At 43.4% G+C, this 24,786-nt stretch carries 21 protein-coding genes; 2 read left to right on the top strand and 19 right to left on the bottom strand.

The window, feature by feature from the left end; genetic code table 11:
- Positions 1-12 precede the first annotated feature (12 nt).
- A complete protein-coding gene (locus DWX57_RS02700; protein WP_242859624.1) occupies positions 13-1,080 on the bottom strand; it encodes a transglutaminase domain-containing protein in 1,068 nt (355 codons plus the stop codon).
- Between the two features lie 233 nt (positions 1,081-1,313).
- On the opposite strand from DWX57_RS02700, the gene argH reads away from it, so the two are divergent.
- Positions 1,314-2,723, top strand: a complete 1,410-nt coding sequence (gene argH / locus DWX57_RS02695) for an argininosuccinate lyase (protein ID WP_118016569.1) — start codon at positions 1,314-1,316, stop codon at positions 2,721-2,723.
- Between the two features lie 5 nt (positions 2,724-2,728).
- Positions 2,729-2,926, top strand: a complete 198-nt coding sequence (locus tag DWX57_RS02690; RefSeq protein ID WP_022216378.1) for a hypothetical protein — start codon at positions 2,729-2,731, stop codon at positions 2,924-2,926.
- Between the two features lie 91 nt (positions 2,927-3,017).
- Here DWX57_RS02690 and sigG read toward each other — a convergent pair whose 3' ends face one another.
- From sigG to DWX57_RS02600, 18 genes are all read right to left on the bottom strand, one after another.
- The gene (gene sigG / locus DWX57_RS02685; protein WP_022216377.1) at positions 3,018-3,800 is read right to left on the bottom strand and encodes an RNA polymerase sporulation sigma factor SigG; all 783 of its coding nucleotides are present in this window, start codon (positions 3,798-3,800) and stop codon (positions 3,018-3,020) included.
- Positions 3,801-3,968: 168 nt separating this feature from the next.
- A complete protein-coding gene (locus DWX57_RS02680; RefSeq protein ID WP_120122999.1) occupies positions 3,969-5,564 on the bottom strand; it encodes a peptide chain release factor 3 in 1,596 nt (531 codons plus the stop codon).
- A gap of 21 nt (positions 5,565-5,585) precedes the next feature.
- On the bottom strand, positions 5,586-6,086 hold the full coding sequence (locus DWX57_RS02675) for a helix-turn-helix transcriptional regulator (RefSeq protein WP_015535018.1): 501 nt from the start codon (positions 6,084-6,086) through the stop codon (positions 5,586-5,588).
- Between the two features lie 37 nt (positions 6,087-6,123).
- Positions 6,124-6,870, bottom strand: a complete 747-nt coding sequence (locus tag DWX57_RS02670) for a 4'-phosphopantetheinyl transferase family protein (RefSeq protein WP_165852748.1) — start codon at positions 6,868-6,870, stop codon at positions 6,124-6,126.
- Positions 6,871-6,963: 93 nt separating this feature from the next.
- Entirely contained in the window at positions 6,964-9,534 is a 2,571-nt protein-coding gene (locus tag DWX57_RS02665) for a tubulin-like doman-containing protein (protein WP_118016571.1), read from the bottom strand.
- Between the two features lie 171 nt (positions 9,535-9,705).
- The gene (locus DWX57_RS02660; protein ID WP_022216373.1) at positions 9,706-10,668 is read right to left on the bottom strand and encodes an NYN domain-containing protein; all 963 of its coding nucleotides are present in this window, start codon (positions 10,666-10,668) and stop codon (positions 9,706-9,708) included.
- A 20-nt stretch (positions 10,669-10,688) separates the two neighbouring features.
- On the bottom strand, positions 10,689-12,119 hold the full coding sequence (locus DWX57_RS02655) for an alanine/glycine:cation symporter family protein (protein ID WP_117548885.1): 1,431 nt from the start codon (positions 12,117-12,119) through the stop codon (positions 10,689-10,691).
- 235 nt (positions 12,120-12,354) lie between these two features.
- Complete coding sequence (locus DWX57_RS02650) at positions 12,355-15,078, bottom strand: ABC transporter permease (RefSeq protein WP_120122997.1); 2,724 nt, start codon at positions 15,076-15,078, stop codon at positions 12,355-12,357.
- 1 nt (position 15,079) lies between these two features.
- Positions 15,080-15,781, bottom strand: coding sequence for an ABC transporter ATP-binding protein (locus tag DWX57_RS02645; RefSeq protein ID WP_120122996.1), 702 nt, complete (start codon positions 15,779-15,781; stop codon positions 15,080-15,082).
- 245 nt (positions 15,782-16,026) lie between these two features.
- Positions 16,027-16,668, bottom strand: coding sequence for a TetR/AcrR family transcriptional regulator (locus tag DWX57_RS02640; RefSeq protein ID WP_165852747.1), 642 nt, complete (start codon positions 16,666-16,668; stop codon positions 16,027-16,029).
- A gap of 97 nt (positions 16,669-16,765) precedes the next feature.
- Complete coding sequence (locus DWX57_RS02635; protein WP_120122994.1) at positions 16,766-17,248, bottom strand: 6-carboxytetrahydropterin synthase; 483 nt, start codon at positions 17,246-17,248, stop codon at positions 16,766-16,768.
- Entirely contained in the window at positions 17,245-18,315 is a 1,071-nt protein-coding gene (locus tag DWX57_RS02630) for a hypothetical protein (protein WP_120122993.1), read from the bottom strand. The genes DWX57_RS02635 and DWX57_RS02630 overlap by 4 nt, the downstream gene beginning before the upstream one ends.
- On the bottom strand, positions 18,299-19,684 hold the full coding sequence (locus DWX57_RS02625) for a TIGR03111 family XrtG-associated glycosyltransferase (RefSeq protein ID WP_117548871.1): 1,386 nt from the start codon (positions 19,682-19,684) through the stop codon (positions 18,299-18,301). The genes DWX57_RS02630 and DWX57_RS02625 overlap by 17 nt, the downstream gene beginning before the upstream one ends.
- Positions 19,656-20,264 carry an exosortase family protein XrtG gene (xrtG, locus tag DWX57_RS02620; RefSeq protein WP_120122992.1) on the bottom strand — a complete coding sequence of 203 codons (609 nt, stop codon included), beginning with the start codon at positions 20,262-20,264 and terminating at the stop codon, positions 19,656-19,658. The genes DWX57_RS02625 and xrtG overlap by 29 nt, the downstream gene beginning before the upstream one ends.
- Before the next feature lie 53 nt (positions 20,265-20,317).
- On the bottom strand, positions 20,318-21,649 hold the full coding sequence (locus DWX57_RS02615) for a Firmicu-CTERM sorting domain-containing protein (protein WP_120122991.1): 1,332 nt from the start codon (positions 21,647-21,649) through the stop codon (positions 20,318-20,320).
- 28 nt (positions 21,650-21,677) lie between these two features.
- A complete protein-coding gene (locus DWX57_RS02610; RefSeq protein WP_117548868.1) occupies positions 21,678-22,139 on the bottom strand; it encodes a 6-carboxytetrahydropterin synthase in 462 nt (153 codons plus the stop codon).
- 366 nt (positions 22,140-22,505) lie between these two features.
- On the bottom strand, positions 22,506-23,789 hold the full coding sequence (locus tag DWX57_RS02605) for an aminotransferase class I/II-fold pyridoxal phosphate-dependent enzyme (protein WP_117548867.1): 1,284 nt from the start codon (positions 23,787-23,789) through the stop codon (positions 22,506-22,508).
- Between the two features lie 312 nt (positions 23,790-24,101).
- Positions 24,102-24,779 (bottom strand): TIGR00266 family protein, encoded by a 678-nt coding sequence (locus DWX57_RS02600; protein ID WP_120122990.1) that lies wholly within the window; start codon positions 24,777-24,779, stop codon positions 24,102-24,104.
- Positions 24,780-24,786 lie beyond the last annotated feature (7 nt).

Genomic DNA, 24,786 nt, shown 5'->3' with positions numbered 1-24,786 from the left:
ATTCTATTTTTATCACTTCATATTCAGATATACGACGACAACTTTGTAGCCGCCCATATCTTCCACCACATAATTTATAGACCTTATATTGCCATAATTGTACAGAAATGACAAGTCAAATGTTTCGTCATCTGTATATATAGCAGCTTCCAGCACATTACTGCCGCCCATCTGTATCCTTATGCCTTTTTTATACTCATCGAACGAATCATAGGTATAAAACCTCTTTTTATAGAAATTATACGCTGTGTCGGCACACTCTCTATAGAATTGCTTTTCCCATGAGTGAGTCAGTTCCAGTGTGCTGTCATCGACATTCACATAGGTGTGCTTCAGATAGCTGCCCATATCCGGCAGCGAATCATCCCATGTCAGATCCACATTATACCATTCTCCGCCGAGCTCTATCTGATTCCATGCATGAAGTCCTTCCTCCGTGCTTCCGACTACTATGTCACATTTGACGCCCAGACAGGACATGATTATGAAGAACGCCTCAGCGTAGCCGTCGCACACGCTCTGGTGAAGCACCAGCGCTCCATATGCCGTATATGCATCATCATTATTGTCGGGATATCCATAGACACAGTTTTCCACTATATAATCGTGCACGGCGATCTCCTTGTCAAGGTCGCTCATGCCATCTGAAATGTTGTCATTTATAAAGCTGTCGATCACCTCATATATCTGCTTCGCCCTTATGTTGTCCTCCGGGATATCCGTTCCTTCTATATATTTTCTGACAGCATAATAATTATCCGACAGTTCATAGTTGAGCTGTATTGCCAGATATCTTCCCGTCTCGATTATTATCCTGTACGTATCCACTGAGCCGTATGCCGAATCTATATATTTGTTGATGTTGTGCACATCACTTTTCGCCACATTACTTACATAATACATGCCCGACTCGTCTCCGTCCTCCATATCCTGGACAACGGCCGCCCGGAACTCCACCAGGCCATCAAGCATCTGGCTGCTCTTGATCACATTGAAGAACAACCACCGCACTCCCACCATCATCAGCGAGAGAACAACTACAATACTTATAACTCCAAGAATCTTCTTTTTTGTACCCAAACTTCCTGTCAATCCTCCATCCCTGCTTTGCTGCGGTGATCCGCCTGTATATTTTATCATCTGTACTTTTGCGCCGCAAGCACCAACCACGCATTTCCTGTGGTTATAAATAAACCTTATTTGTGTTGATATGCGCACTTTTATGTTGTAAAATGTACTTTGTTTGAAAACTACCTTATAATTTACTCATTTTTCAACCTAAAACAAAAAAATAACAGAAAAGAGGATTTAATATGGCTCAGCTCTGGGGCGGACGCTTCACAAAAGAAACAGACAAATTAGTATATAACTTTAACGCATCTATTTCATTTGATCAGAAATTCTACAGACAGGATATCCGCGGAAGTATCGCGCATGTAACCATGCTCGCTTCATCCGGTATTCTCACTGACGAGGAAAGAGATCAGATCATAGCGGGACTTAAGGGCATACTGAACGATGTGGAGAACGGTTCTCTGCAGATCACTTCAGAATACGAAGATATACACAGCTTTGTCGAGGCAAATCTCATAGACAGGATCGGCGATGTGGGCAAAAAGCTCCACACCGGACGAAGCAGGAACGACCAGGTTGCATTGGACATGAAGCTCTATGTAAGAGACGAGATCATCGAGCTCAAGGAGCTTATTTACAAGTTTCTGACTACTCTTCACAGACTTATGAATGAGCACATCGACACATACATGCCTGGATTTACTCACCTCCAGAAGGCACAGCCAATAACTCTGGCACATCACTTTGGAGCATACATGGAGATGTTCAAGCGTGACTACGACAGAATGAACGATATATATGACAGAATGAACTACTGTCCTCTCGGATCAGGTGCCCTCGCAGGAACCACATATCCGCTCGACAGAGAGCTCACCGCTTCTCTGCTGGACTTCTACGGTCCGACTCTCAACAGCATGGATTCAGTTGCCGACAGGGATTACTGCATAGAGCTTTTATCCGCCATGTCTACCATCATGATGCATCTCTCACGTTTCTCCGAGGAGATCATCATCTGGAACTCAAATGAATATCAGTTTGTTGAGCTCGATGATTCATACAGCACAGGAAGCTCTATCATGCCACAGAAGAAGAACCCGGATATAGCCGAGCTCGTAAGAGGTAAGACAGGCAGGGTTTACGGTGCTCTCACCTCCCTTCTCACAACCATGAAGGGAATCCCTCTCGCATACAACAAGGACATGCAGGAGGATAAGGAGCTCACATTTGACGCGATAGACACTGTAAAGGGATGTCTCGCACTGTTCACAGGCATGATAGCCACCATGACAGTCAACAAGCCTAGAATGGAAGCATCAGCCAAGAACGGATTCACCAACGCAACAGATGCCGCAGATTACCTTGTAAATCACGGTGTACCTTTCCGTGATGCACACGGCATCGTCGGCCAGCTCGTTCTGAAGTGCATAGAGGAGAACATCTCCCTCGACCAGCTTAGTCTCGACGAGTACAAGGCCATCTGTCCTGTATTTGAAGATGACATATATACAGCCATCAGCATGGAAGAATGTGTTCAGAAGCGTAACACAATCGGTGCTCCGGGACACGCTGCAATGCAGAAGGTGATCGATGCAAACGACAAGTTCTTAGCATGGGCTGAGCAGGATTTAACCAAGCACACCAAGGAGTGATTTTTATGAACAATACAACAAAAGCCAAATACGATATGGCAGAAAAGATGCTCAAGGTCGATATCTCTCTTGAGGAGGTTGCTCTTATGACCGAACTTCCAATGGAAACACTGAAAAAGATACAGCACGACATAGAAAAAGATGGCCTTGTAACCAGACACGATGTAAAGGATGTTGATCTCGGTACAAGTTATCTCATCTGATCATCTTCTATCACTATATGCATGTATTGCACAATAAATATCCCCGCTGTTTTTACAATAACAGCGGGGATATTTATATTGTGTATCACTATTACTTGTCCTCAAGATACCTTCTAAGACTTTTTATCGCATTCTTCTCGAGGCGGCTGACCTGCGCCTGGGATATGCATATCTCCTCCGCCACCTCCGTCTGGGTCTTTCCCTCAAAAAATCTCAGCCTCACTATATTCTTCTCCCTATCGCACAGCCTGTCCATAGCCTCTCTGAGATCAAGGTTTTCAACCCACATCTCCTCCTTATTCTTTCTGTCTCTTATCTGATCCATAATGTACAAGGTGTCTCCACCCTCCTGATACACCGGCTCATACAGGGACAGCGGTGCCGATATGGCATCAAGCGACATGACTATATCTTCCTTCGGTATACTTATCTCCTCCGCTATCTCCTCTATCGTCGGCTCCTTATCCTTTGTCTTCTGGAGATTTTCCTTGGCATATATCGCCTTGTAGGCTATATCACGCAATGACCTTGATACTCTTATAGCATTGTTATCTCTGAGATACCTTCTGCACTCACCTATGATCATAGGCACAGCGTACGTACTGAATTTGACATTGAGACTTCTGTCAAAATTATCCAACGCCTTGATAAGCCCTATACAGCCAACCTGGAACAGATCATCCGGATTCTCATTTGAACTGCCAAATCTCTGGATCACGCTGAGCACAAGGCGGAGATTCCCCTCTATAAACTCCTCCCGGGCAGAGCTGTCTCCCTGCTCCATCCTGTCAAACAGCATGTTCTTCTCATCCTCTGTAAGATATGGTAATTTCGATGTATTTACACCACATATAACCACTCTGTTCAGCGCCATATCATGTCCCTCCACGTGTTATCTGTCTAACACTAGGATTGTCAGATACATGCCAATTTATTCATATTTGCACCACTTTTACTGATATATATGCACGCAAAAAGACCATGAAAACCAATTTGTGCCCTAAGTCACTCATCATCTTCATGGTCTCTTATCTTCGTATATCTAGTTCTTTCTGAACTCCTCAAGTTCAAGTCCCTCATTGTGCTGGAGAACCTGATCGATGACCCACTCATTTGCAAACAGGAGAAGCGGATTACCCTTCATGTCCTTAACCTTCTTGACATCGCTCACACGCTTGAGCTTTGTCACGTCTATGGTAGGATCCTTCACCCATCTGATATAGTTATATGGTATCGGCTCAAGTCTTATCTCACAGCCGTACTCGTTCTCAAGTCTGTACTTAAGTACATCAAACTGAAGCACACCTACAACTCCGACTATGATCTCCGAAAGTCCCGCAGTGTACTCCTGGAATATCTGTATAGCACCCTCCTGGGCAATCTGAGTTACACCCTTGACAAACTGCTTACGCTTCATGCTGTTGAGCTGAACAACCCTGCAGAAGTGCTCCGGTGCAAATGTAGGGATACCCTCATACTCAAACTTCTTTCCGCCTGTTGTGAGCGTATCTCCGATGGAGAACAGATCAGGATCAAATACACCTATAACGTCACCGGCATAAGCCTCATCGACGATCTTTCTGTCCTGAGCCATAAGCTGCTGTGGCTGGGAAAGCTTGATCTTTCTCTTGCTGGCAGCATGATATACCTCCATGCCTGCCTCAAACTTACCAGAGCAGATTCTCATAAATGCGATTCTGTCTCTGTGAGCCTTGTTCATATTTGCCTGAATCTTGAACACAAAAGCTGAGAACGGCTCTGTTACAGGATCTATGATTCCCTCTGATGAATTACGTCCGATAGGAGGTGTCGTCATCTTAAGGAAATAGTTCAGGAACTGCTCGATACCAAATGTATTCAGCGCAGAACCGAAAAATACAGGGGAGAGCTCTCCGGCTCTGACCTTCTCTATATCCATCTCCTCTGTGGCACCATCTATAAGCTCTATCTCCTCATTGAACTGGTCAAAGAGGTATGGGCCGACAAGCTTCTTGAGAGCCTCATCGTCTATATGATAATCTGTTTCCTCCGCCTTCTTGGCTCCACCTGTCGATATAGCCTGGAACGTGGACACTATCTTGGTCTTTCTGTCATATACACCCTTGAACTCTTTTCCTGAACCTATAGGCCAGTTGACAGGGCATGTCTTGATACCGAGAACAGTCTCTATATCATCGAGAAGCTCAAATGTATCCCTTGCATCTCTGTCCATCTTATTTATAAATGTGAATATAGGTATATGTCTCATGACACATACCTTAAAGAGCTTTATGGTCTGAGCCTCAACACCCTTGGATGCATCGATCACCATGACCGCAGAATCCGCAGCCATAAGTGTACGGTAGGTATCCTCCGAGAAATCCTGATGTCCAGGTGTGTCAAGTATGTTTATGCAATATCCGTCATAATTGAACTGCAGAACAGACGAGGTTACCGAGATACCTCTCTCCTTCTCTATATCCATCCAGTCCGACACTGCATATTTGGAATTTGCCTTTCCCTTTACAGATCCCGCTGTGTTTATTGCGCCGCCAAAGAGCAGAAACTTCTCTGTGAGTGTAGTCTTACCTGCATCAGGATGTGAAATTATGGCAAATGTCCTTCTTCTGTTGATCTCTTCTCTTAACTTGTCATCCATTATCTTTTCCTCATATACAATTTATTGATTCTTATTCTTCAAAATGTCCCTGTTCTTCTGAGCCCAGAGCATAAGCGACTGTATATTCACAGACATCTTCTCAAGCTCCTCAAGGACAGCGTCAAAAGCTGCAACCTCGGTCTCATCGACTATTCCATCTGCGGTGATCTCTATAAGCTGCTCAGATATATCTTCCATCTTCTTGGAAGATCCGAGGAACTGAAGTATAAGCCTGTCAAGGCTGTCCGCATTTATCGGCTTCACAGTCTCTTTTCCTATAGGGCAGTCGCCTGAACAATAGCTGTTACAGAGTTCAGGGATGTCATATGCCTTTGACATGGAAAGTACCTCCTCAGGATACGGAACTACTGTGCCAAGCTCTATCCTTGAAAGCCTTGTCCTGTCTATATTTAGCACCTCTGCACTCTTCTCCCTGCTTGTAAGGTTATCGTTCACCTTAGACGCATTATATCTTGCGACATAATATTTATTGTTAAGCGCCTTTGTAGCTTTTTTACTCATTTTTTTCTCCTTATGTAGTTCTTCCTAATACACCTAATTAAACATAATAACACACAATATCAGCCGAATCAATCATCTTAATACCCGGTGAAAAAGTTCCATCAGAAGCTGCGCAAAATGCAGCTATAAAGTCTATATTCATATCTCCCTCTGCATGCGCAGGATCCGCTATTTCATCCATATGCATACGGCCGTCACACTCAGCCCTGCATACGGCATAATTGCCCAGCCAGATATTCTTCTTCTCCATATGTGCATTGTCCATGACCATTTGCTGTTCCTCATCCTTCATAAGTATGCCCGTTCCGGCCATCTTGCTGTACGCCTCGCGCCTTGTCCACACACATGTGCTGTATATTTCCGGGTGTGCACACGACATCACACATTTTTTATCCTCATCCGAATACAGGCGGTTAACTATGCTGTCCGGTATCCTTCTGACTCTCTCAACGTCTATACCACAAGGCTCACTGCCTATCGCAGCCGCCACACAACCCTCGGTATGGCTTATCGAAAACTGAATGTCCTTTATAAACGGCTTTCCCGCCTTATTCTTCTCATACGTGACCAGCCGTTCATCAATTCCGGCACATTCCCTGAGAGCATGTGCAAGCAGGATTCCCGCTGCAAGACTGGCATTCCTGTCATCCCGCCTCCTGAGACGTTCCACCTTACACCTTCTGTATTCCGATACCGCATCCAGACATCTGCCATATATCCCATCGTCAGCAAATGCCCCCGTATCCATTATATATGCTCTGTATCCGTTAAAAGATTTATTCAAATCCAATTCCATCTCTTTCTACAAAATACGCCATGGTCATAACAACAATACAGCCCCTTAATACTCGCATATTAAAGGGCTGTATAAACTAACCTATATTGTGACAAAATCAGGGAAGCTCTTCATATCCTTGTTCACCTCATCAATATGAAGTCCCTTGTAATCATATACTGCATTGTAAGCCATCTGCATCTCCATCGCACACTGCATCATGGATACCGGAACACCGACAAATATATCATCGATCGAGATCTCTATCTCACCCGGATTGAGCGTTATTGAATCCTCCTTCTCATTGTAAGGTGGAGCCATCAGTATAGCTTTGACTGCCTTGCTGAAATACGGCATCACATTTGGAACCGATATATATTTCTTTGCAAGAAGCTTCTCCTTATATCCGTCAGCAAGAACACACAGAGGCTGTTCCTCTGATATATCATCCACAAACGCCCTGGCAGCCTCCTCCATGATTGATGTTCTCCTGTCGTTGATCGGAGATCCATACATAACGTTGAGATCCTGCTCCGTTAGCTTCTTATCAGCAAATGCCACTGTGAACATCTTCTCAGGACCATATGCTCCGACACCGGAAAACAGCTCTCTATATATCTTCTCCATCTCATCCTTGACAGGAACAACTCTTCCACTGTCTATATTGGACTCGTTGTCCAGCATGAGCTTGATGATCCCTGTCTCCATCTCTTTTATCCTTCTGGATGTGACATAATCAGTCGGAAGGAATTCATGTCTCTTGGCTTTCTTGAGTATATTGCCAACAGCCTTATCACCGTTATTCGCAAGATCCTCGATGGAATTCTTCAGATCCTCTCCAAACTGTGAATATATCTCGTCAAGTCTCTCTGCCCTCTGCTGAAGCCATCTAAGTGTATCTCCAAACAGATCCTGTGCATCGAGTTCATCTATAAGCTTTGTTCTCTCCGCAGCAAGTGCTTCCTTGATGCATGCATCGAAATAACCATTCTCAGTCTCCCTCTTCGCTGAAGGGAAAGTGAAGAATCTCTTCGCAACAATGGTCTTGATGGAATCAATGATTCTGGTATATTCACCCGACGGTGTATAATCCTTCATCATCTTCTCAAGCTTTCTGACTTCAGCCATCATACCCTTTGTGGAATCTGTTACACCGGCACTCGGTGCACCTATGACATCTATTGCGCCATATGGGCCAAACTCATTCATATATTTGGATATCACATCATCAAGTGAACTCCAAAGCTTGTTCTTCATCGACTTTATGATAACCGGAAGTTCCTTCTCAAAGTTCTCCATCTTCCTGGCAAAGCCCTCTCGAAGACCGTCCGTATTCTTCTTTATCATCTTATATGTAGGCTTGGTGATCTGGCCGTACTGTATGAGACCGTTCACGGCAAGTTTGATATCCTCACCCTGCTCCTCCTGCAAGAATACAGTGAGCTCTGCGAGTACATTCTTGATATCCTCCTCGGCATTGCCCTCCTTGAACGGAGATCTGAACAATCCCTTATATGCCTGGGAAAACAGATCATTCTCACACATATTCTCTATCTCTTTGATAGGAATATGGTAGTCAGCCTCGCTTACTACCTTGTAATAGCAGTTTGACTTCTTGATATTCTCATCACTGTGCTCCATCTTCCAGTTCGTGATGGAATATCCCTCATTCTCAAAAAATACATCCCTGAGAAGCTTCCTGTCGTTCTCCACGTCATTGTTGCCAATGAACTTGTTGCTGGCTAGCCTGTAGAGGAAGCTTGCTGTATCCCTTGTGATGTATCCCTCAGGTATGTAGCCCTGTTCGTCCTTTCTACCTGATACAAGCATGCAGGCATCAAAGAGATTCTCCCTGATGACCATCTTGTTTTTCTTACTGATAAATGTATAGTTGTCATCCTTCTCGGAGAGCTTCATATAATAATCAACTTCCTTGAGGGTCGCACATCCATTTGCATTGAGTCTCGCCACAAGCTCTGTATCTTCATATACAGCCTTATGGCCGAACAGTACATCCGGTGTGAGCAGGCAACCGCCAATCCTCAGATTGTTCCACTTCTTCGCCTTGCCATACGCACGTATGTTATATGCGACATCTGAAAGGATTCCACTTCCGGTTCCTCCGGCGATTCCGGATACGATCAGAACATCGACTGTTCCCTCCGTCGTCTTGTCGTATACATCCTGAAGCTTGTCAAAAAGGAGCATTCTGACATCCGTATATGCATTCGAGAACATCAGACGTCCAATCTGTCTGTTCCCCTTTGCTCCGTCTCTTCCTATCGTGATAGCCGGGAATTCAGGATCCATCCAGTTTGCAAGATTCTCATGGATCGGATTCTTCTGGATTCCATTCTCCAGAACATTCTCAATATCCGGTCTGTATATACTGATAACCTCAAGGGCATTGAAACCGACACCCTCCTTGCTATCATCTATGGTAGCCTCCATCTCTGCTATATCTGAATCTATCATGAGGAAATTAATGTTATCCTCGGGTGTGATGTTATCCATCAGCATACCCTTAAGCGCGCAAACGGTCCTGCCTCCAAGTCCCCCAAGACCTATTACGAGCAGATTCTTGTTGAATCTGTTCTCATGACTTATACGTCCAAAAACACGTATGTCTTTTAATTTGCTAAACTCCTCTTTTTGAGTATCAATAAGTATCATAGATTATGCCTCTCCTTAATATGCACGTACACTTCTTCCCCCATAGTGAATTTTCTGTACCTGAAAACTCACATTTTCAATTTATCACTATTCTTATTGATTTTCAACAAAAAGCGTTAATTTATTTGGCATTTTTTCTAAATTTTGACATATTTAAGCATTAAACACTTTCTACTTATCTGTCAATTTTACCCTGTCTCCCACGATCTCAAAACAACCGAAGCTTTTGAGAAAGCTTGAAAACTTACTGTATCCATATTTCTTTATGCTGAAGCCGGGTATAATATTCTTAAGTTCTGTATTCAGCAGTCCCATATTGTACATAGTGTCAGAATTCTCCGTGAGAAGTCTCACTATGCGCAGCTTGACAGCACTCTTAGGATCGATATGGTTCTTGATGGACACAAATTTCTGCCTGCCGCTGTCTATATCCAGATCGTCAAACTCCTCACTGAGGAATGTTGACAGCTTGGAATACCCATAATTTCTCACGTCAAAGTCAGGATATTTGTTCACAAGGCGGCTTCCGATCTCACCCATATGAGTCTTCTTATCCTTGTCATCGTTCTCATCTATTATATTGTAGACCGTCTTCTTTATGTCCCTTATGCTTGTGATATATGACTCGTCCACAGCCGCAGCCTCAAGCATGGCATTCTTCGATGCCGGCTTGTTGAGATCCTCTGTCACCAGTGAATCAAGGATCTTGAAGCTTGTACACGCACTCACGAACGCTTTCGGAGTCTTGCGTTCTCCCATTCCGATGACCTGCTTGCCAGCCTCCCTGAGTCTTGATGCAAGCCTAGTGAAATCGCTGTCGCTTGTCACCAGACAGAATCCATCTATATTGCTCGTATAGAGAAGATCCATCGCATCTATTATCATGGCCGAATCCGTTGAATTCTTTCCCGCCGTGTATGAAAACTGCTGTACAGGCTGTATAGAATATGACAGCAGACAATCCTTGTCCCAGCCATTGTTATTTTTTGACCAATCCCCATATATCTTCCGCACCGTTATTGAGCCGAGCCTTGACAGCTCATCAAATATACTCTCAATATATTTTGCCGATACATTCTCTGAATCGATAAGTATCGCATACTTGTTAGAAATCTCACTTGATATTTCTTCCATATAAAAGTCCCTTTCATTTATCAGTTCTCTTTGCCGGTCTCAACCCCAAACTTGCCCGGTCCATCCTGAAAATACTCACGGGTAAGCTTCACAACTGTACCTGACAGCATGAATACTGCGATCAGGTTAGGTATGATCATAAGTCCGTTGAAGGTGTCCGCTATATCCCAGAGAAGTCCGAGATCCATGGTCGCACCGATGATTGCGACAAATGCATACACAACCATGAACGGCTTGATAAGCTTACTTCCAAACAGGAATCCGACACATCTTGAACCGTAAAGCCCCCATCCGAGTATGGTTGAGAACGCGAAACAGCACAAAGCCACCGCTGTGAATATCGATATCCAGTTGCCGTAGGTTGCAACAAAGCCGTTGATCGTGAGATCGGCTCCTGCAGCCTGTCCGTAGGCTACCTCAGTTCCACTGCACAGTATTACAAGTGCCGTAAGCGTACATATAACTATAGTATCGATAAATACCTCGAATATTCCCCAGAGTCCCTGCTGCACCGGATGCTTTACATCAGAACATGCATGGGCTATGGATCCTGTACCAAGACCTGCCTCATTGGAGAAAATACCTCTCGATACACCCTTTCTCATGCTGAGGAACAGACTTCCAACTATTCCACCGGTCACGGACTTCGGATTGAATGCACCTTCAAATATAGAAGCGAACACTCCCGGCACACTCTTGATATTGATTATTACAAGAATTATGGCCATGATGATATACATAGCAGCCATGAATGGCACCAGCTTCTCTGTCACGCTTCCTATTCTCTTGATTCCTCCTATAAGTATGAGACCAACAAGAATAGCTATTATGATTCCTATCACAAGATTGATTGTAAATGTATTGCTCTTGTCAGCCAGATTATAATTAAAAAGTGCTGAATCTATAGCTGTTGTGATGGTATTGACCTGTGTTGCATTTCCTGTTCCGAACACTGTGAGTATACCGAGGACTGAATATGCTATAGCCAGGAAGTAAGCATTCTTGCCAAGGCCATTCTTGATGTAATACATTGGTCCGCCGACCCAGTCACCATTCGCATCCTTCTCACGGTAGAACACTGCAAGTACGACCTCTGCAAACTTTGTTCCCATTCCGAGAAGTGCTGAGATCCACATCCAGAATACCGCACCAGGACCGCCTATGGCGATGGCTCCAGCAACACCGGCTATATTTCCCGTTCCAACCGTTCCCGCCAGCGCCGTACACATGGCCTGAAAAGGACTGATGGCACCATCTGAAGTCTCCTTCTTGTTGAATATCCTTCCAAACGTATGCTTGAACGCGTATCCAAACTTTGTAAACTGAACCCCCCTGTTTCTTATGAGGAGCCACAGTCCCACGCCCACGATACATATCATGGATGGTACTCCCCATATAAAATTGTTCACCGATGAATTCACATCGGCAATGATCTTAAGTAATTTCTCCATATCTGTACTTCTCTTTTCCTATTACTTTTTTGCATATCATATATGATTTTACAATATAAACTGCACATTGTGCAAGAAAAAACGCGTATATATCCCGTATACTCCCGCCAACAATCACAATACCTATCCGCTTTTCAGACAAATTTTGCACACAAAATAACGGAGACGATTATTTATACCGCCTCCGCAATCATATATTATTTTAAGGTACTTTTATTTCATACTGCCACTATCTTTACTCTCTGTTCTTCAGCACCTCAGCCGGCACTATCTTGTTCAGCCTGCCAACCAGAACTCTGTTGATTATGAAATACAGGACAAGTATTCCGCCGTAAAGCACAGCCCAGAGCCATGGGGCAAATGTCAGCTTGACGCCGCAGTTTACATTTGACACCAGTGAAGGGTACACAGCATCCATGATTACCTTGGCAAGTGGCAGGCATATTGCTGCACCTATTGCGATTATGAAAAAGTTGCCATCCAGATAAAGCTTCCTGATCTCCTTCGTCCTGAAACCAAACACCTTTATCAAGGAAATCGAGAATGCTGATCTGTCTATCATGACCTTCATCATCAGATACATGACCACTACGAATATAAGTGTCGAGAAAACAACTATCATAACAACCATACTTCTCATCTGATCTGCAAATATTCCGGCAGCCGACTCTATATCGGTCTTTGTTGTGGTTGCATAAAGTCTTGCAGGCTCACCCCCCAGGTCCTTGTCTGAAAATACTACATTGTACTCATCACTTCCAGCTCCGAACAGCTCCCTTGCATCATCTATAGTCATGAAAACATAAAATGCCGGAGTATACTGTGTCACACTGTCCACTGTAAAACCATAATCTATATCATTCTCCTCGTCGTGGAGCACGATTTCGTCACCCACACCATAACCATATTTCTCAGCAAATGATGATGATATGGCAACCCTGTTCTTGCCATTCTTAAGGTCAACATCAAAATACTTAGTATTCTTTGAAAGTCCAAGAACTGTCACATCCCAGTTGTAACCATATACCTCTTTCTTCAAAGTCTTAGCATACGCTGCCTCACCGCCCTCAGGGGGATTCTCTGTAGGATACTTATATGTATACATATATTCATAGTGGGTATCCTCCACATTCTGCTTCTTGACCTTTGAACAGAAAGTTGCAGTGTTAAGACTTAACATCAGGCATATGAGGGCTATAAACATTCCAATCACAACGGTCAACCCTGTTCTCATCTCTCTGAGCATCTGTCTGACTCTGAATCTTCCGACAAATCCCATGTCTCCGAGATCGACATTGCTGCCCTTCGGCTGCTTGATCTCATTCTTTATAAGTGAAAGAGCTGTCTGTGAGAGCTTATTTCTGATAACGAAGTAGTTAACAACTATCGCTGCCAGTGGCGGCATCACGATACCATACACTATAAGAATCGGCGGGATCTTCACATCCATAGCAGGAATTGAATAATACGCATATGCATCTGCCATCTGAACAGGGATTCCAACATTGCTTATTCCGATCAAGAAACCGATTATGCCTGCAACTGTTGTGACTATGACCGGAAGTGTCAGATAATGCATCATGAGATCTCTTCTCTTGACCCCCAGGGCATAGAGTGCACCTATGACGCTGCTCTCCTTCTCTATTCCATGTACAACGAATACCGATATGACATATGTGAACAGAAGCATGAGCAGCACACCGAAGAAATATCCCGCCTGTACATTGATCTGCTGGTCATCAGCGGCTCCGCCTGTTCTCGGATTATCATCACTTGTCACAAATGATGTGATGTTGGCAAGATCCGTATCATAATCCTTCAGAAATGAATCCGTCTCCTTCTTGAGTTCTGCCATTCCATCTGCAAGCTCATCAGAGCCATCCTTTGCATCCATAGCTCCATCTGTGTATTCCTTTATACCGTCCTTGAACACCTTGATGCTGTCAATGTCATTCAAGGCACTTTCAATGCTCATCGCCACGACTCCGCCCTGACTGTCGGCTATTTTCTTCATCTCATCACTGTAATTATCCTCTGTAAGCTCAGTATCTAATCCGTAAGCTTTAAGTGATGACGATGCCTGATCAATATATGCATCAAACAGCTCCTGTGCCGCATTATTCAGCCTTATGTTGTTGTCAGTGAGTTCTCCAAGTCCATCTGCAAGCTCATTTGCACCTGACTTAAGCTCCTTTACGCCATCCTTGAAGTCATTTATAGCTGCGCCCGTTCTGTCCCAATACTCCTGAAAATACTCATCATCGATACTGTCTGTGTCTACCTTGATGTCCTCAAGGGCATCCTTCACGTCATCACAGGTGGTCTTACCCTTGAGTCTGAACGCATAAAGATATGTCTCTGTCTTGACACTCTTGCCTGTTGCATGAAGTTTATCATATGCCCCCTCTGTAACGAATACTGTTCCAAACGCCTTGCTGTCTACAACTGTATCTGACATTTCTTTGAAAAGAGCATTGTAATCAGGTGATGTTCCTATTCCTGTCACCTTAAATTCATTTCCTGCTATCTGTATTGTATCTCCGACAGAAATATCATTTACCTGACTGAATCTCTTCTCAACAACTATCTCATCATCAGCCTCCGCAAGACTTCCCTCATCACATTCCACAAGATCTATGTTCTCCCTGTTGGCAAATACCCTGATAGTCTTGCCATCCATGACATCGTAATCCTCGTAAAACATCCGCTCAACATCAGCACCCGCATCCTCAAGCCGGGATATCTCTTCATCGCTCAGTGGAACGAATACGGAAAACTGCCCAGCCTCTATCTTATTTGCATTGTCATGTTCAGCACCGCCATCGATAATCGTGAAGCCCGCACCGATGAGAGAAATTATTACATACATTCCCATAATTATAAGAAATGCAAGTGCTATGTATCTGAACACATTCTCCTTCAGATCCCTCAGAACCCTTTTTCTCAAAACCTTCTGCATATTACAAGTCCTCCAATTCTGCCGCTGGAACTCTCACTTTGTTCTCATACTCTTTGCTTATAAGACCATCCTTTATGAATATGACCTTGTGCACCATGTTCTTGATGGAATTGTTGTGGGTTACTATCAGCATGGTTGTCCCATACTTCACATTTATCTCTTCGAGAAGAACAAGTATATCTCTGGATGTTTTTGAATCAAGTGCACCCGTAGGTTCATCACAGAGGAGAAGCTTTGGATTCTTCACAAGTGCTCTCGCTATGGCGCATCTCTGCTGCTGTCCACCTGAGAGCTGTGAAGGGAACTTGTTCTGATGCTCCGTAAGTCCCAGTGTCTCGATCAAGTCATCCATAGGAAGCGGATTATCTGTCAGATACTCACACACCTGTATGTTCTCCCTCACAGTGAGGTTTGGAACAAGGTTATAAAACTGAAATATAAATCCCAGATTATCACGTCTGTAGTCCGAAAGCTGGTCGTTGGTCATACCAAATATCTCTGTTCCGTCAACCTTTATCGAACCTGAATCCATGGTGTCAAGACCACCTATACAGTTCAGAAGTGTTGACTTGCCTGAACCTGACGTTCCCTGTATAACACACATCTGTCCTTTTTCAACACCCGTGTTTATACCCTTGAGTACCTGAACATAACTTCCACCCTCTCCATAGCTCTTCTTTACTCCTGACACTTCCAAATACATAATTTTTCCTCCTTTATGATATCCTCGTTGTTCTAATTTTCATTTACTTTATTTTTTATAGCAATCCATTACACTTTAGCAGCTATTCAAATGTTCATTTGCATACATAACGCTGTTATGGTTTAAGCCTTTTTTTAGGTCTTCCCAGTAATTCGGAAGACCTGTAATAAGACATAATGGGAATTTGATTCCCCTGTACCACATTTTTCATTTTACTGTTTTCAATTTTCTATTCCGGTCAAATCTTATTCTGAATCCTGCCACGGCTTAACCAGGCCATACCAGCCTGAGATCAGATATTTCATACCTGTCTCAACGAACTTCAAGGCATCCTTCTCATTGTCAATATGTGTCACCATGAATATAAACATATCAATCTGTGAATGAGACATCCAATGTACCACATTCCTGTCAACCATCGGTGTTCCATAAGCCCTGCACATCGCCTCACATATAAATGCATTGTGTGCATCCATCTGATCCACTATATTGTCTGGCATGCTCTCCATGCTGGATCCCTGTGACTTCGTAAGAACAAGAAGCACTTCTTCTCTATGCATATAAATCTCATGCACTATGTTCCTGGCCGACTCAAAATCACTGCCCTCATTGTGGTCTGATGCCATGCCATTGTTCATCTCGTCCACCTCAACGGAAAAATGCTCGGTTAACACAGCATTGAGTCTGTCCATCATGTGTCCCACAACATTGCAGAACAGATCGTCCTTATCCTTAAAAAAGAAATATAAAGCTCCGGTTGTAACTCCTGCCTTCTGACATATATTTCTAAGTGACGCACCCATAAATCCCTTATCCATGAACTCTTCCTTGGCACACTTTAGAAGTTCTTTCCTCGTCTCGCTGTCATGTTGTATTTTCTTTGCCATAATCCTCACCCATTTAATTATAATATAAAATAACATAACAGCGTTACGTTTAATAACACCGTTATGTTAAAACATACCGATCATTTTGTCAACTATTTTATTTATTATACATATCGCTATAAATCCTGTCTATAGTCTCATCACGGCTCTGCTTTATTTCTTTCAATATCCTGTCCGCCAGAGAATTGATGGTCTGCATCTCTTCGGTGTAACTGTCATCAATGAGACTAACCACATATGACATGGACGGTGACTCACTCATCTCCATCATCAGGAATATCCAGCCGTTTCTGTTGAGTATTTCGGTCAGCTCATCTTTGAAATACTCACACATATTCTCAAGTGTGGGATTTATCATGTCAAATGGTGCAATCTCATTCAAAGTCTTGTCCTGATATCTGCTCAGAAATTCTTCAACTCTGTGCTCCAGATGATGGAACTTTACAGTCTCATCTCGTCCCTTGACAACATCTATGACAATCTCCCATGTGTGAGGATGTACCTCCCCAAGTACTCCATTTTTATATATTCCATGTCTGGCATTGAGGTAGAATTTGAATTTGTATTGTCTGAATCTCATCTGTTCATCTCCTCCCCGTAGAATACTTTTCTCGGATCATCGCCGTCTGTGACAGCTCTGAGTTCTGTTCTAATCTCGACCCCCGCTTCATTTGCTGAGGTTCTTTTCCAGCTTTCAAGCATCTTATCACGTATCTGTTCAGCCGTTGACATATCTGTCATATACATAAGCACAACAAAATTGCCCTTTGACATTTCTGCGGTCACATGATTAGATCCCATGCAGCCCTTTATGAAATCCATTATCCCGAATATCTCATCTCTTGAAAAATAACGATCTCCCATCTGAACACTTATGAACAAGAAAGTGATCGGATAAAGCTCCGAATCTGTCGATTTTGAGAGCAGAGAGTCCACAACCTCCATATCGTAATATCTACCTGATTTTTTATCTGCAGGCTCAATATCCTTCTGCCTTAACTCTTCCCCATAGCTTTCTGTAAGTCTCTCATATTCATCGAATTTCTCATTTCTCGCTGTAAGTTCATCTTCTAATCTTTGAACCTTTCTGCCCATATGTCCTATCCTGCCGGCATACTCTATAACCATGCCGCCAAGGACAAGGAAGGCTGCTATCACAGCTATTACGATATAGAATTCAAAATCATTCACTCCGTATGACGAAAGAACATATGACCTGTCAGCATATATCCCGACAACGTAACCAGATCCGGCAATAGCAGCCGTACTGACTATTCCCCTTTGTTCGCTCATATATTCATCCAGACCTGATGCAGTCATGTTAGACAGTTCCGCCGTGGTTGCCGTATCCTTGATAAACATGATATCATCCTCTTCTATAAGGAACGCCCATTCCGAACCGGATACATCAACTACTTCATTTATGACTGACTCCATATCTTTCTCACTCAAACCTTCCAGTCTCTCAGCCAGAATAGATACCGTCTGCAGCTGGTCGTCCTTATACGCTGAAAGGATGTTGTCTCTATTGGTTTTCATGTGATAACCATAGTATATGGTTTCCAGAGCTATCATGAACAGAACAACAGCAAAAGCTGCCACTACTCGTCCTCTATATGTCTTATTCTTTTCAGCTTTCCTGCTCATGACATTTTCTCCTTCCTGTCACCTTGTACACCAATCTTCCAAGCCAGCGGAAGTCATGCTTTATGATGCTCCACGCCGTCTGTCTCTCCTCGCTGAAATTTTGCATTTTCCAGCTTCCCTTAGACTTCATGGAGTTGATTATTCCTGCAAATCTGAACCAGAACACGACAAAGTTGTACAGAGGAAGCAGGAATACAAGATACCATTTTCTCATGTAATATCTTCTGAGCTGTTTAAACGGACTCAGAAAAAGACTTATACATATATATAGCAGTGTTGTGGTAAACACATACAAAAGATACATGATTATGACTGAATCTATGATGAGCGCAAACGGATAATCCTGGAATATTCCAAGGCATATCAGCGCAAAGTACCATATCATACGCGGGAATGCAAATGTGTGATCAAACATAACCAGTCTCACAATGAAGTCAGAGAAAAATCCTCGCACAGCGTTCATCCTGTTCTTCATGAACATGTGGACAACCTCTATCTCGCCCCTCTGCCATCTCTGTCTCTGTATATATAGTCTGTTCATATCTTCTATTGGATCAACATAAAATATAGCTTCACTGCACAGAGCTACCTTATCTCCGAGCACATCCCTTATCTGAAACGTTACATGGGTGTCCTCGCACACAGTATCCGTATTGTACATATTGGTTTTCATGATGGTTGATCGTCTGAATGCTGAGAAAGCACCTGATAAAGTAAATATATTATTGAACTCCGACTGGAAATTCCTGCCAGCAAGGAACGCCTGACAGTATTCAAAGAACTCCAGCTTTCTAAGCAGTCTGAGTCCAAATCTGTCGGTATCATCGACCATTTCGGGGTTGGTCATGATCGTTCCGGTCATGCAGTCGATGTCAGGATTCCTCTCGAATTTGGTCACCATGTTCCTGATGGCATCCCTCTGGAGCACACCGTCACTGTCTATGTGTATGATGTATTTGCCGTAGCTGTTGAAAAGCCCCAGGTTGAGAGCCTTAGACTTGCCCTGTTTTGAATTTACCCAGTTCATTGTCAGATCTGGGAATTCCTCCTGACATTTGCAGAATACATCAAAGCTCCGGTCCGTACTCATATTATTTACAACAAGTATATATATCTTGCTGTTAGGATAACTTGACGCATCTATGGAGCTTATACATCTGTGAAGGCTATGTTCCTGATTATACACAGGTATGATAAGTGTTATCTCCGGTGAAAAGTTGATCGCCTTCTCCTTCCTCGACACCAGTTTCTTCTTTATCAGTATGAAAAAATTGCCAATAGTAGGTATAATCTCCATGACGATCGGTATGATGACCCATGCCGCCCAGAAAAGTATGGAGCTATGAAAGATCTGTGTTATCAGTGTCATATCTGAAACCTCCTACCTTCTGTCTGATGATCTGAGCCTTTGTAAATACAAAGAAATACAAAAGCACAGTACATGCATAGAACACCAGACGTCCTATTATGCTGTGGGCAACGAAGTACGAACCTCCGCCGAACACATGGACAATGAGACATATGGTGAATATCCTGAGTACATTTGCCGCAAATATCAGAGCCGGTCCAACTATACTGAGCACCACCTTCTCGTATGTATGGTACATGGGGAAGAACCACAGAAGTGAAAGGAATGCCAGCATCTCCACTATTCCTGAACACTCGTAGTCTATATACATGGACAGGTTGGCGTCACCGGTCGCTATGAACACTATATTCTTGTTGAAGTATCCCTCATATATACCGGTCATGTCTCCGAACATGCCAGCAACAGCGGACACGCTCTTCTGAAGAGGTACAAGAACGACAGGCTCCACCTTGATGAGCATGAACACAAAAAGTCCTATGCTTCCGGTTATAAAATACCAGAAATCCAGTTTTCCACGTTTCAGCACGGTCAATATATATATCCAAAGTGCCAATACTATAACAAAAACTATATTCATCATCGGTGTGCACCTCCTCTCATTTATATTCACATCCTGCTATAACATTCAGCCGGTTAGATTCTCTTTCTTCTATATATTATTACTCCACCTACGGCCATGAGCAGGGCTATGGCAGCGCCGACCCAAGGGCCTGTAGGTGTTCCGGTTATGGTAACTCCCTCTGCACCTATATTCGGGTTGGACACAGTGATGGTTGCACCCTGATCCAGCTTTATGCCAAGGTAATCGGCTAACTTGTCAAGTGAGATGGAGAACTCTATCTCATCACCCTTGCCTGTCTCAGTATGTACAGGATCATATACCGTAAATGCCACATCGCCATCCACATCATTGTAATAGCCTGCAAATACTCCGAAATTCCTGTATATTCCGGCTCCAAAGCCGTTGGTCTGTCCACCCCAGTTTATGGATCCGTTGGAATTTACAGGGAGTATATTAAGTACACATGATTTTCCATCCACTGTGATATTCCACAACTGGAACTGCATCTGGGATGTATACAGATCGTTCATGGAGAAGTGTACATACAGTCTTCCATTCTCCACTGCAAGTTGTCCCTTGTGGGTCGAGTAACCATTGTTACTGTTGTATGTTATATCCGCTGACGGATACTGACTCCACTCACCATAATATCCATCGATCACAAGTCCTGATGTGACAGGCCCTGTTATCTCTTCTGTAGTTCCAGTTTCTGTTGTGGCATTCTCCGTTGCCTTCTCTGATGTGCTGACCTCAGTGGTTGTCTGTTCTGTAGTGCTCTCTGTTACCTGTTCTGTGGCCTCCGTGGTATCCTCTGTAACTTCCTTGGTAGTAGTCTCCTCTGTACTGTTATCCGCAGACTCCGTGGTTGCCTCACTTCCAGCCTCTGTAGTCGTCTCAGATGATGAACTGTCACCTGCTATATCAAGCTCAGCCGTATTGCCATTCCAGCCTATTGTTATATTCCGTACATCCGTTCCATATGTGCTAACTGGCACCTTTGCACTCCAGGACATATCCGCATATCCCCAGCCAGATGACGATGCGCCGGTATTTGTCGTATAACCAGTAGCGCCGTCGATTGCCTGATACCATGCATTTAACACGTTAAACGATGAACCATCGCCATTGTTGCCTGTGTTAATAACCAACTTGGATAATGCCCCCGGAGCTGTCTGTCCATTCACAGATATATCAAATATTTGCTGAATGTAATTAGTCCACGAACCACTGTATTCCAGATAGATGTACTCGCCATCCGTTGTCACTTCCATGCTGCCGCCATTTCCATCGGAGAATGTCTGTGCCTGACTCCCGAATATGGAAACACCCGAAAAGATGATCACCATGCATATCGCAGTTATAATTCCTGTAAGTCTCTTCATTTTAGTTCTTCTGTTCTTCATATAATCACGCCTTCTCTTGTAGTAAAATCTATTGTAAGTTGTTTGCTCCTGTCATACTCTCAAGTCTCAGTATGTCGTCAAATATCTTCTGATAATTCCTGTTACTCGTATCCATATTCATAGTAGGCAGCAACAGTCTGTCTGACACCTGATACACGCAGAGCGGATTCTCGGATATATCAAGCTGATAAAGCTCCATTCCATTCTTCTCAAGTCTTTGTCTGAGTTCTTCATAGAAATAATCGCCAATCGTCTCGAGCGTATTCTCGCACCCCTGAAACTCAGGAAGCTCATTCAGATACTTGCCTCTGTACTGATCTATGAACGCCGAAACTATCGCCTCCAGCTTGAAGAAAGGTATATCCTCACTCTGGTCCTTCATTCCTATATATGTGACGATCGTAAATGAATGCCCGTGCATCTTCTCCCTGTCACCGTTGAAGCTGTGCCTGGCATTGAAGTAGGATCTGTATATATAATAATTAAACAACCAGCCACCTCCCTGCTCTCTATGTCAGATTACGACACAATAAACCTATTCTTATCACCTCTAGATTATAGATACCTAATTGTGATATATCAATGATGAAAAATCGCCAAAATTATGGCTAATTTATGAACATATTGTGACTTTATGTATAATAAGAACATTTCAACCGATTGCGCCATTCATATTTTATTATCCATTTGGTCGTTGCTGATTGAATAGTCGTAAAATCAGTCAAACAGTCATGATATGAATGGTCAAAAAAAGATCTCATCCATATGAATGAGATCTTTTTTGACCATTATTACTTTTTTTAATTGTATTTCTTTAATTGATATAGCCCGCGGAGTCGTTGCACAGAAGTCGCCTTTACACCTCAAGCAGTTTCTGAACACTTACAAGCTTTACACAGAGAACAAATATCTCTGTTGCCTGCTGCATCTCCTCCGGTGTAGGGAATGAAGGTGCGATCCTGATGTTGCTGTCCTTTGGATCGTTGTGGTATGGGAATGTTGCTCCTGCACCTGTGAGAATAACTCCAGCCTCCTTGCACTTTGCAACTATCTCCTTTGCACAGCCCTCCATAGCATCAAATGATATGAAGTATCCGCCGAGAGGCTTGATCCATGAACCGATTCCAAGTCCGTCAAGCTCCTCCTCAAGGACTTTGAGAGTTGCCTCAAACTTTGGTCTCATGAAATCTGCATGCTTCTTCATATGTTCCTTGAGTCCGTCAAGGTTCTTGAAGTATCTTGCATGTCTGAGCTGATTTACCTTATCGTTTCCTATGGTCTGTATTGTGTAATGCTTCTTGGCATCCTCAAGATTTGCATGTGATGTAGCCATAGCTGAAACTCCTGAACCAGGGAAGCTTACCTTTGATGTTGAAGCAAACTCAAATACCATATCAGGATTGCCTGCCTTCTCACACTCCCCGATGATATCAAGTATCTCTACCTGATTGTCCTCGTACAGATGATGGATGACATAGGCATTGTCCCAGAAGATCCTGAAGTCCTTAGCCGCAGGCTTGAGATTTGCAAATCTTCTTACTGTCTCATCGCTGTAGCAGATTCCCTGTGGGTTTGAGTACTTTGGCACGCACCATATACCCTTTACTGTTGGATCTGAATTTACAAGTTCTTCAACCATATCCATATCTGGACCTGTCTCTGACATAGGTATGTTGATCATCTCTATTCCAAAATGCTCTGTGATAGCAAAATGTCTATCATATCCTGGAACAGGGCAGAGGAACTTCACCTTGTCAAGCTTGCACCAAGGTGTCTCTCCCATTATTCCATGTGTATATGCTCTTGATACAGTGTCAAACATAAGAGTAAGACTTGCGTTACCACCGATGAAGATATGATCCTCAGTGGTTCCCATCATCTCAGCCATAAGTCTCTTGACCTCTGGAATTCCATCAAGGCACCCATAGTTTCTGCAGTCTATGCCACACTCTGACTTCATATCAGAATCACTGTTGATAACATCCATAAGACCAACAGATACTCCAAGCTGGGTTGGTGATGGCTTTCCTCTTGACATATCAAGGTTCAGGCCAAGAGCCTTCTTCTCCTCATATGCCGCAAGCAGCTGCTCTCTAAGTTCCATTAACTCTTCTTTTGATAATTCACTGTACGCTTTCATAAAAGTCTCCCTTGCTACCTAACAATGTTATAGTTATATGTCCGGGTTGCACGTCAAAACGTTCTATATTAAATAGACGATTCTAACGTTCAACCCTTGTATCATATAATTTATTTCTCCGGTTGTCTAGACCTTAATCGCATAAGTTTGTAGTATTTCGCAAATTTTGGTTGAAAAATCTAAGTTCAAACACTAAATCCGACTATATTTTCGTCAAAATTATATATTTAACTTTTTATTTTCAAGTTGACCGACATTGAAAGATGCTGCAGTGTTCTTTTGGTAGTGGACTTAACTATATGACTCTGGCGGTTATTTGGATGGTATCATGGATGCTATCTCAGCGGCAAGCTGCGATTTTGGCATGGTCTGAAGTGTTATTCTGCCAGGGCCTGTTACCACTGTATTGAAGAATCCCTCTCCTCCAAATAACATATTCATGGCACCACCCTTTACTGTCTCTGCGTTCAAGGAACATGTTGCATCCATCATTGCAAGATAACCTGTGTCAATAACCATCTGCTGTCCCGGTGCAAGCATGTAATCCACAACAGAACCGTCGATTTCAAGGAACACTATTCCCTGACCTGTAATCCTCTGCATGATAAATCCTTCACCTCCAAAAAAACCGCCTGCAACTTTTTTTTGGAAAGCTATCTCCAGATTCACCCCCGGTGTCGATGCAAGGTATGCTGACTTCTGACAAACTATCTCCTTGCCAGGTCCTATCTCAACCGCCATTATATTCCCCACAAAGCTTGAACCGAATGCTATCAGTCCAGGCCCCCCCTGAGCCGTATATGTATTTCGGAACATCGATTCACCGGATATGGCCCTGGTGAACATCTTGCCTACTCCGCCACCTGATGTCTGCATCTGCATATTCGGAGACATCCATACCATTGCACCCTTTTCGCAATTCACTGACTCTCCTGCCTCCAGCACAATCTCAACCACAGGCATCATGCCTCCTTTGATCTCGTATCTCATATAATCT

Origin of the sequence: Coprococcus sp. AF19-8AC (genome assembly GCF_003603115.1) — a bacterium.
GTDB classification, from domain to species: domain Bacteria; phylum Bacillota; class Clostridia; order Lachnospirales; family Lachnospiraceae; genus Coprococcus; species Coprococcus aceti.
The sequence above is the reverse complement of the archived record's forward strand: the minus strand, read 5'-3'. Positions and strand labels throughout refer to the sequence as shown.

What these genes read in the sequence shown, in the direction of transcription:
- argH (WP_118016569.1), top strand. Translation starts at nt 1,314, where the DNA reads ATGGCTCAGCTCTGGGGCGGACGCTTCACAAAAGAAACAGACAAATTA.
- DWX57_RS02690 (WP_022216378.1), top strand. Translation starts at nt 2,729, where the DNA reads ATGAACAATACAACAAAAGCCAAATACGATATGGCAGAAAAGATGCTC.
- sigG (WP_022216377.1), bottom strand. Translation starts at nt 3,800, where the DNA reads ATGGCGCTGAACAGAGTGGTTATATGTGGTGTAAATACATCGAAATTA.
- DWX57_RS02680 (WP_120122999.1), bottom strand. Translation starts at nt 5,564, where the DNA reads ATGGATGACAAGTTAAGAGAAGAGATCAACAGAAGAAGGACATTTGCC.
- DWX57_RS02675 (WP_015535018.1), bottom strand. Translation starts at nt 6,086, where the DNA reads ATGAGTAAAAAAGCTACAAAGGCGCTTAACAATAAATATTATGTCGCA.
- DWX57_RS02665 (WP_118016571.1), bottom strand. Translation starts at nt 9,534, where the DNA reads ATGATACTTATTGATACTCAAAAAGAGGAGTTTAGCAAATTAAAAGAC.
- DWX57_RS02660 (WP_022216373.1), bottom strand. Translation starts at nt 10,668, where the DNA reads ATGGAAGAAATATCAAGTGAGATTTCTAACAAGTATGCGATACTTATC.
- DWX57_RS02655 (WP_117548885.1), bottom strand. Translation starts at nt 12,119, where the DNA reads ATGGAGAAATTACTTAAGATCATTGCCGATGTGAATTCATCGGTGAAC.
- DWX57_RS02650 (WP_120122997.1), bottom strand. Translation starts at nt 15,078, where the DNA reads ATGCAGAAGGTTTTGAGAAAAAGGGTTCTGAGGGATCTGAAGGAGAAT.
- DWX57_RS02645 (WP_120122996.1), bottom strand. Translation starts at nt 15,781, where the DNA reads ATGTATTTGGAAGTGTCAGGAGTAAAGAAGAGCTATGGAGAGGGTGGA.
- DWX57_RS02640 (WP_165852747.1), bottom strand. Translation starts at nt 16,668, where the DNA reads ATGGCAAAGAAAATACAACATGACAGCGAGACGAGGAAAGAACTTCTA.
- DWX57_RS02635 (WP_120122994.1), bottom strand. Translation starts at nt 17,248, where the DNA reads ATGAGATTCAGACAATACAAATTCAAATTCTACCTCAATGCCAGACAT.
- DWX57_RS02630 (WP_120122993.1), bottom strand. Translation starts at nt 18,315, where the DNA reads ATGAGCAGGAAAGCTGAAAAGAATAAGACATATAGAGGACGAGTAGTG.
- DWX57_RS02625 (WP_117548871.1), bottom strand. Translation starts at nt 19,684, where the DNA reads ATGACACTGATAACACAGATCTTTCATAGCTCCATACTTTTCTGGGCG.
- xrtG (WP_120122992.1), bottom strand. Translation starts at nt 20,264, where the DNA reads ATGATGAATATAGTTTTTGTTATAGTATTGGCACTTTGGATATATATA.
- DWX57_RS02615 (WP_120122991.1), bottom strand. Translation starts at nt 21,649, where the DNA reads ATGAAGAACAGAAGAACTAAAATGAAGAGACTTACAGGAATTATAACT.
- DWX57_RS02605 (WP_117548867.1), bottom strand. Translation starts at nt 23,789, where the DNA reads ATGAAAGCGTACAGTGAATTATCAAAAGAAGAGTTAATGGAACTTAGA.
- DWX57_RS02600 (WP_120122990.1), bottom strand. Translation starts at nt 24,779, where the DNA reads ATGAGATACGAGATCAAAGGAGGCATGATGCCTGTGGTTGAGATTGTG.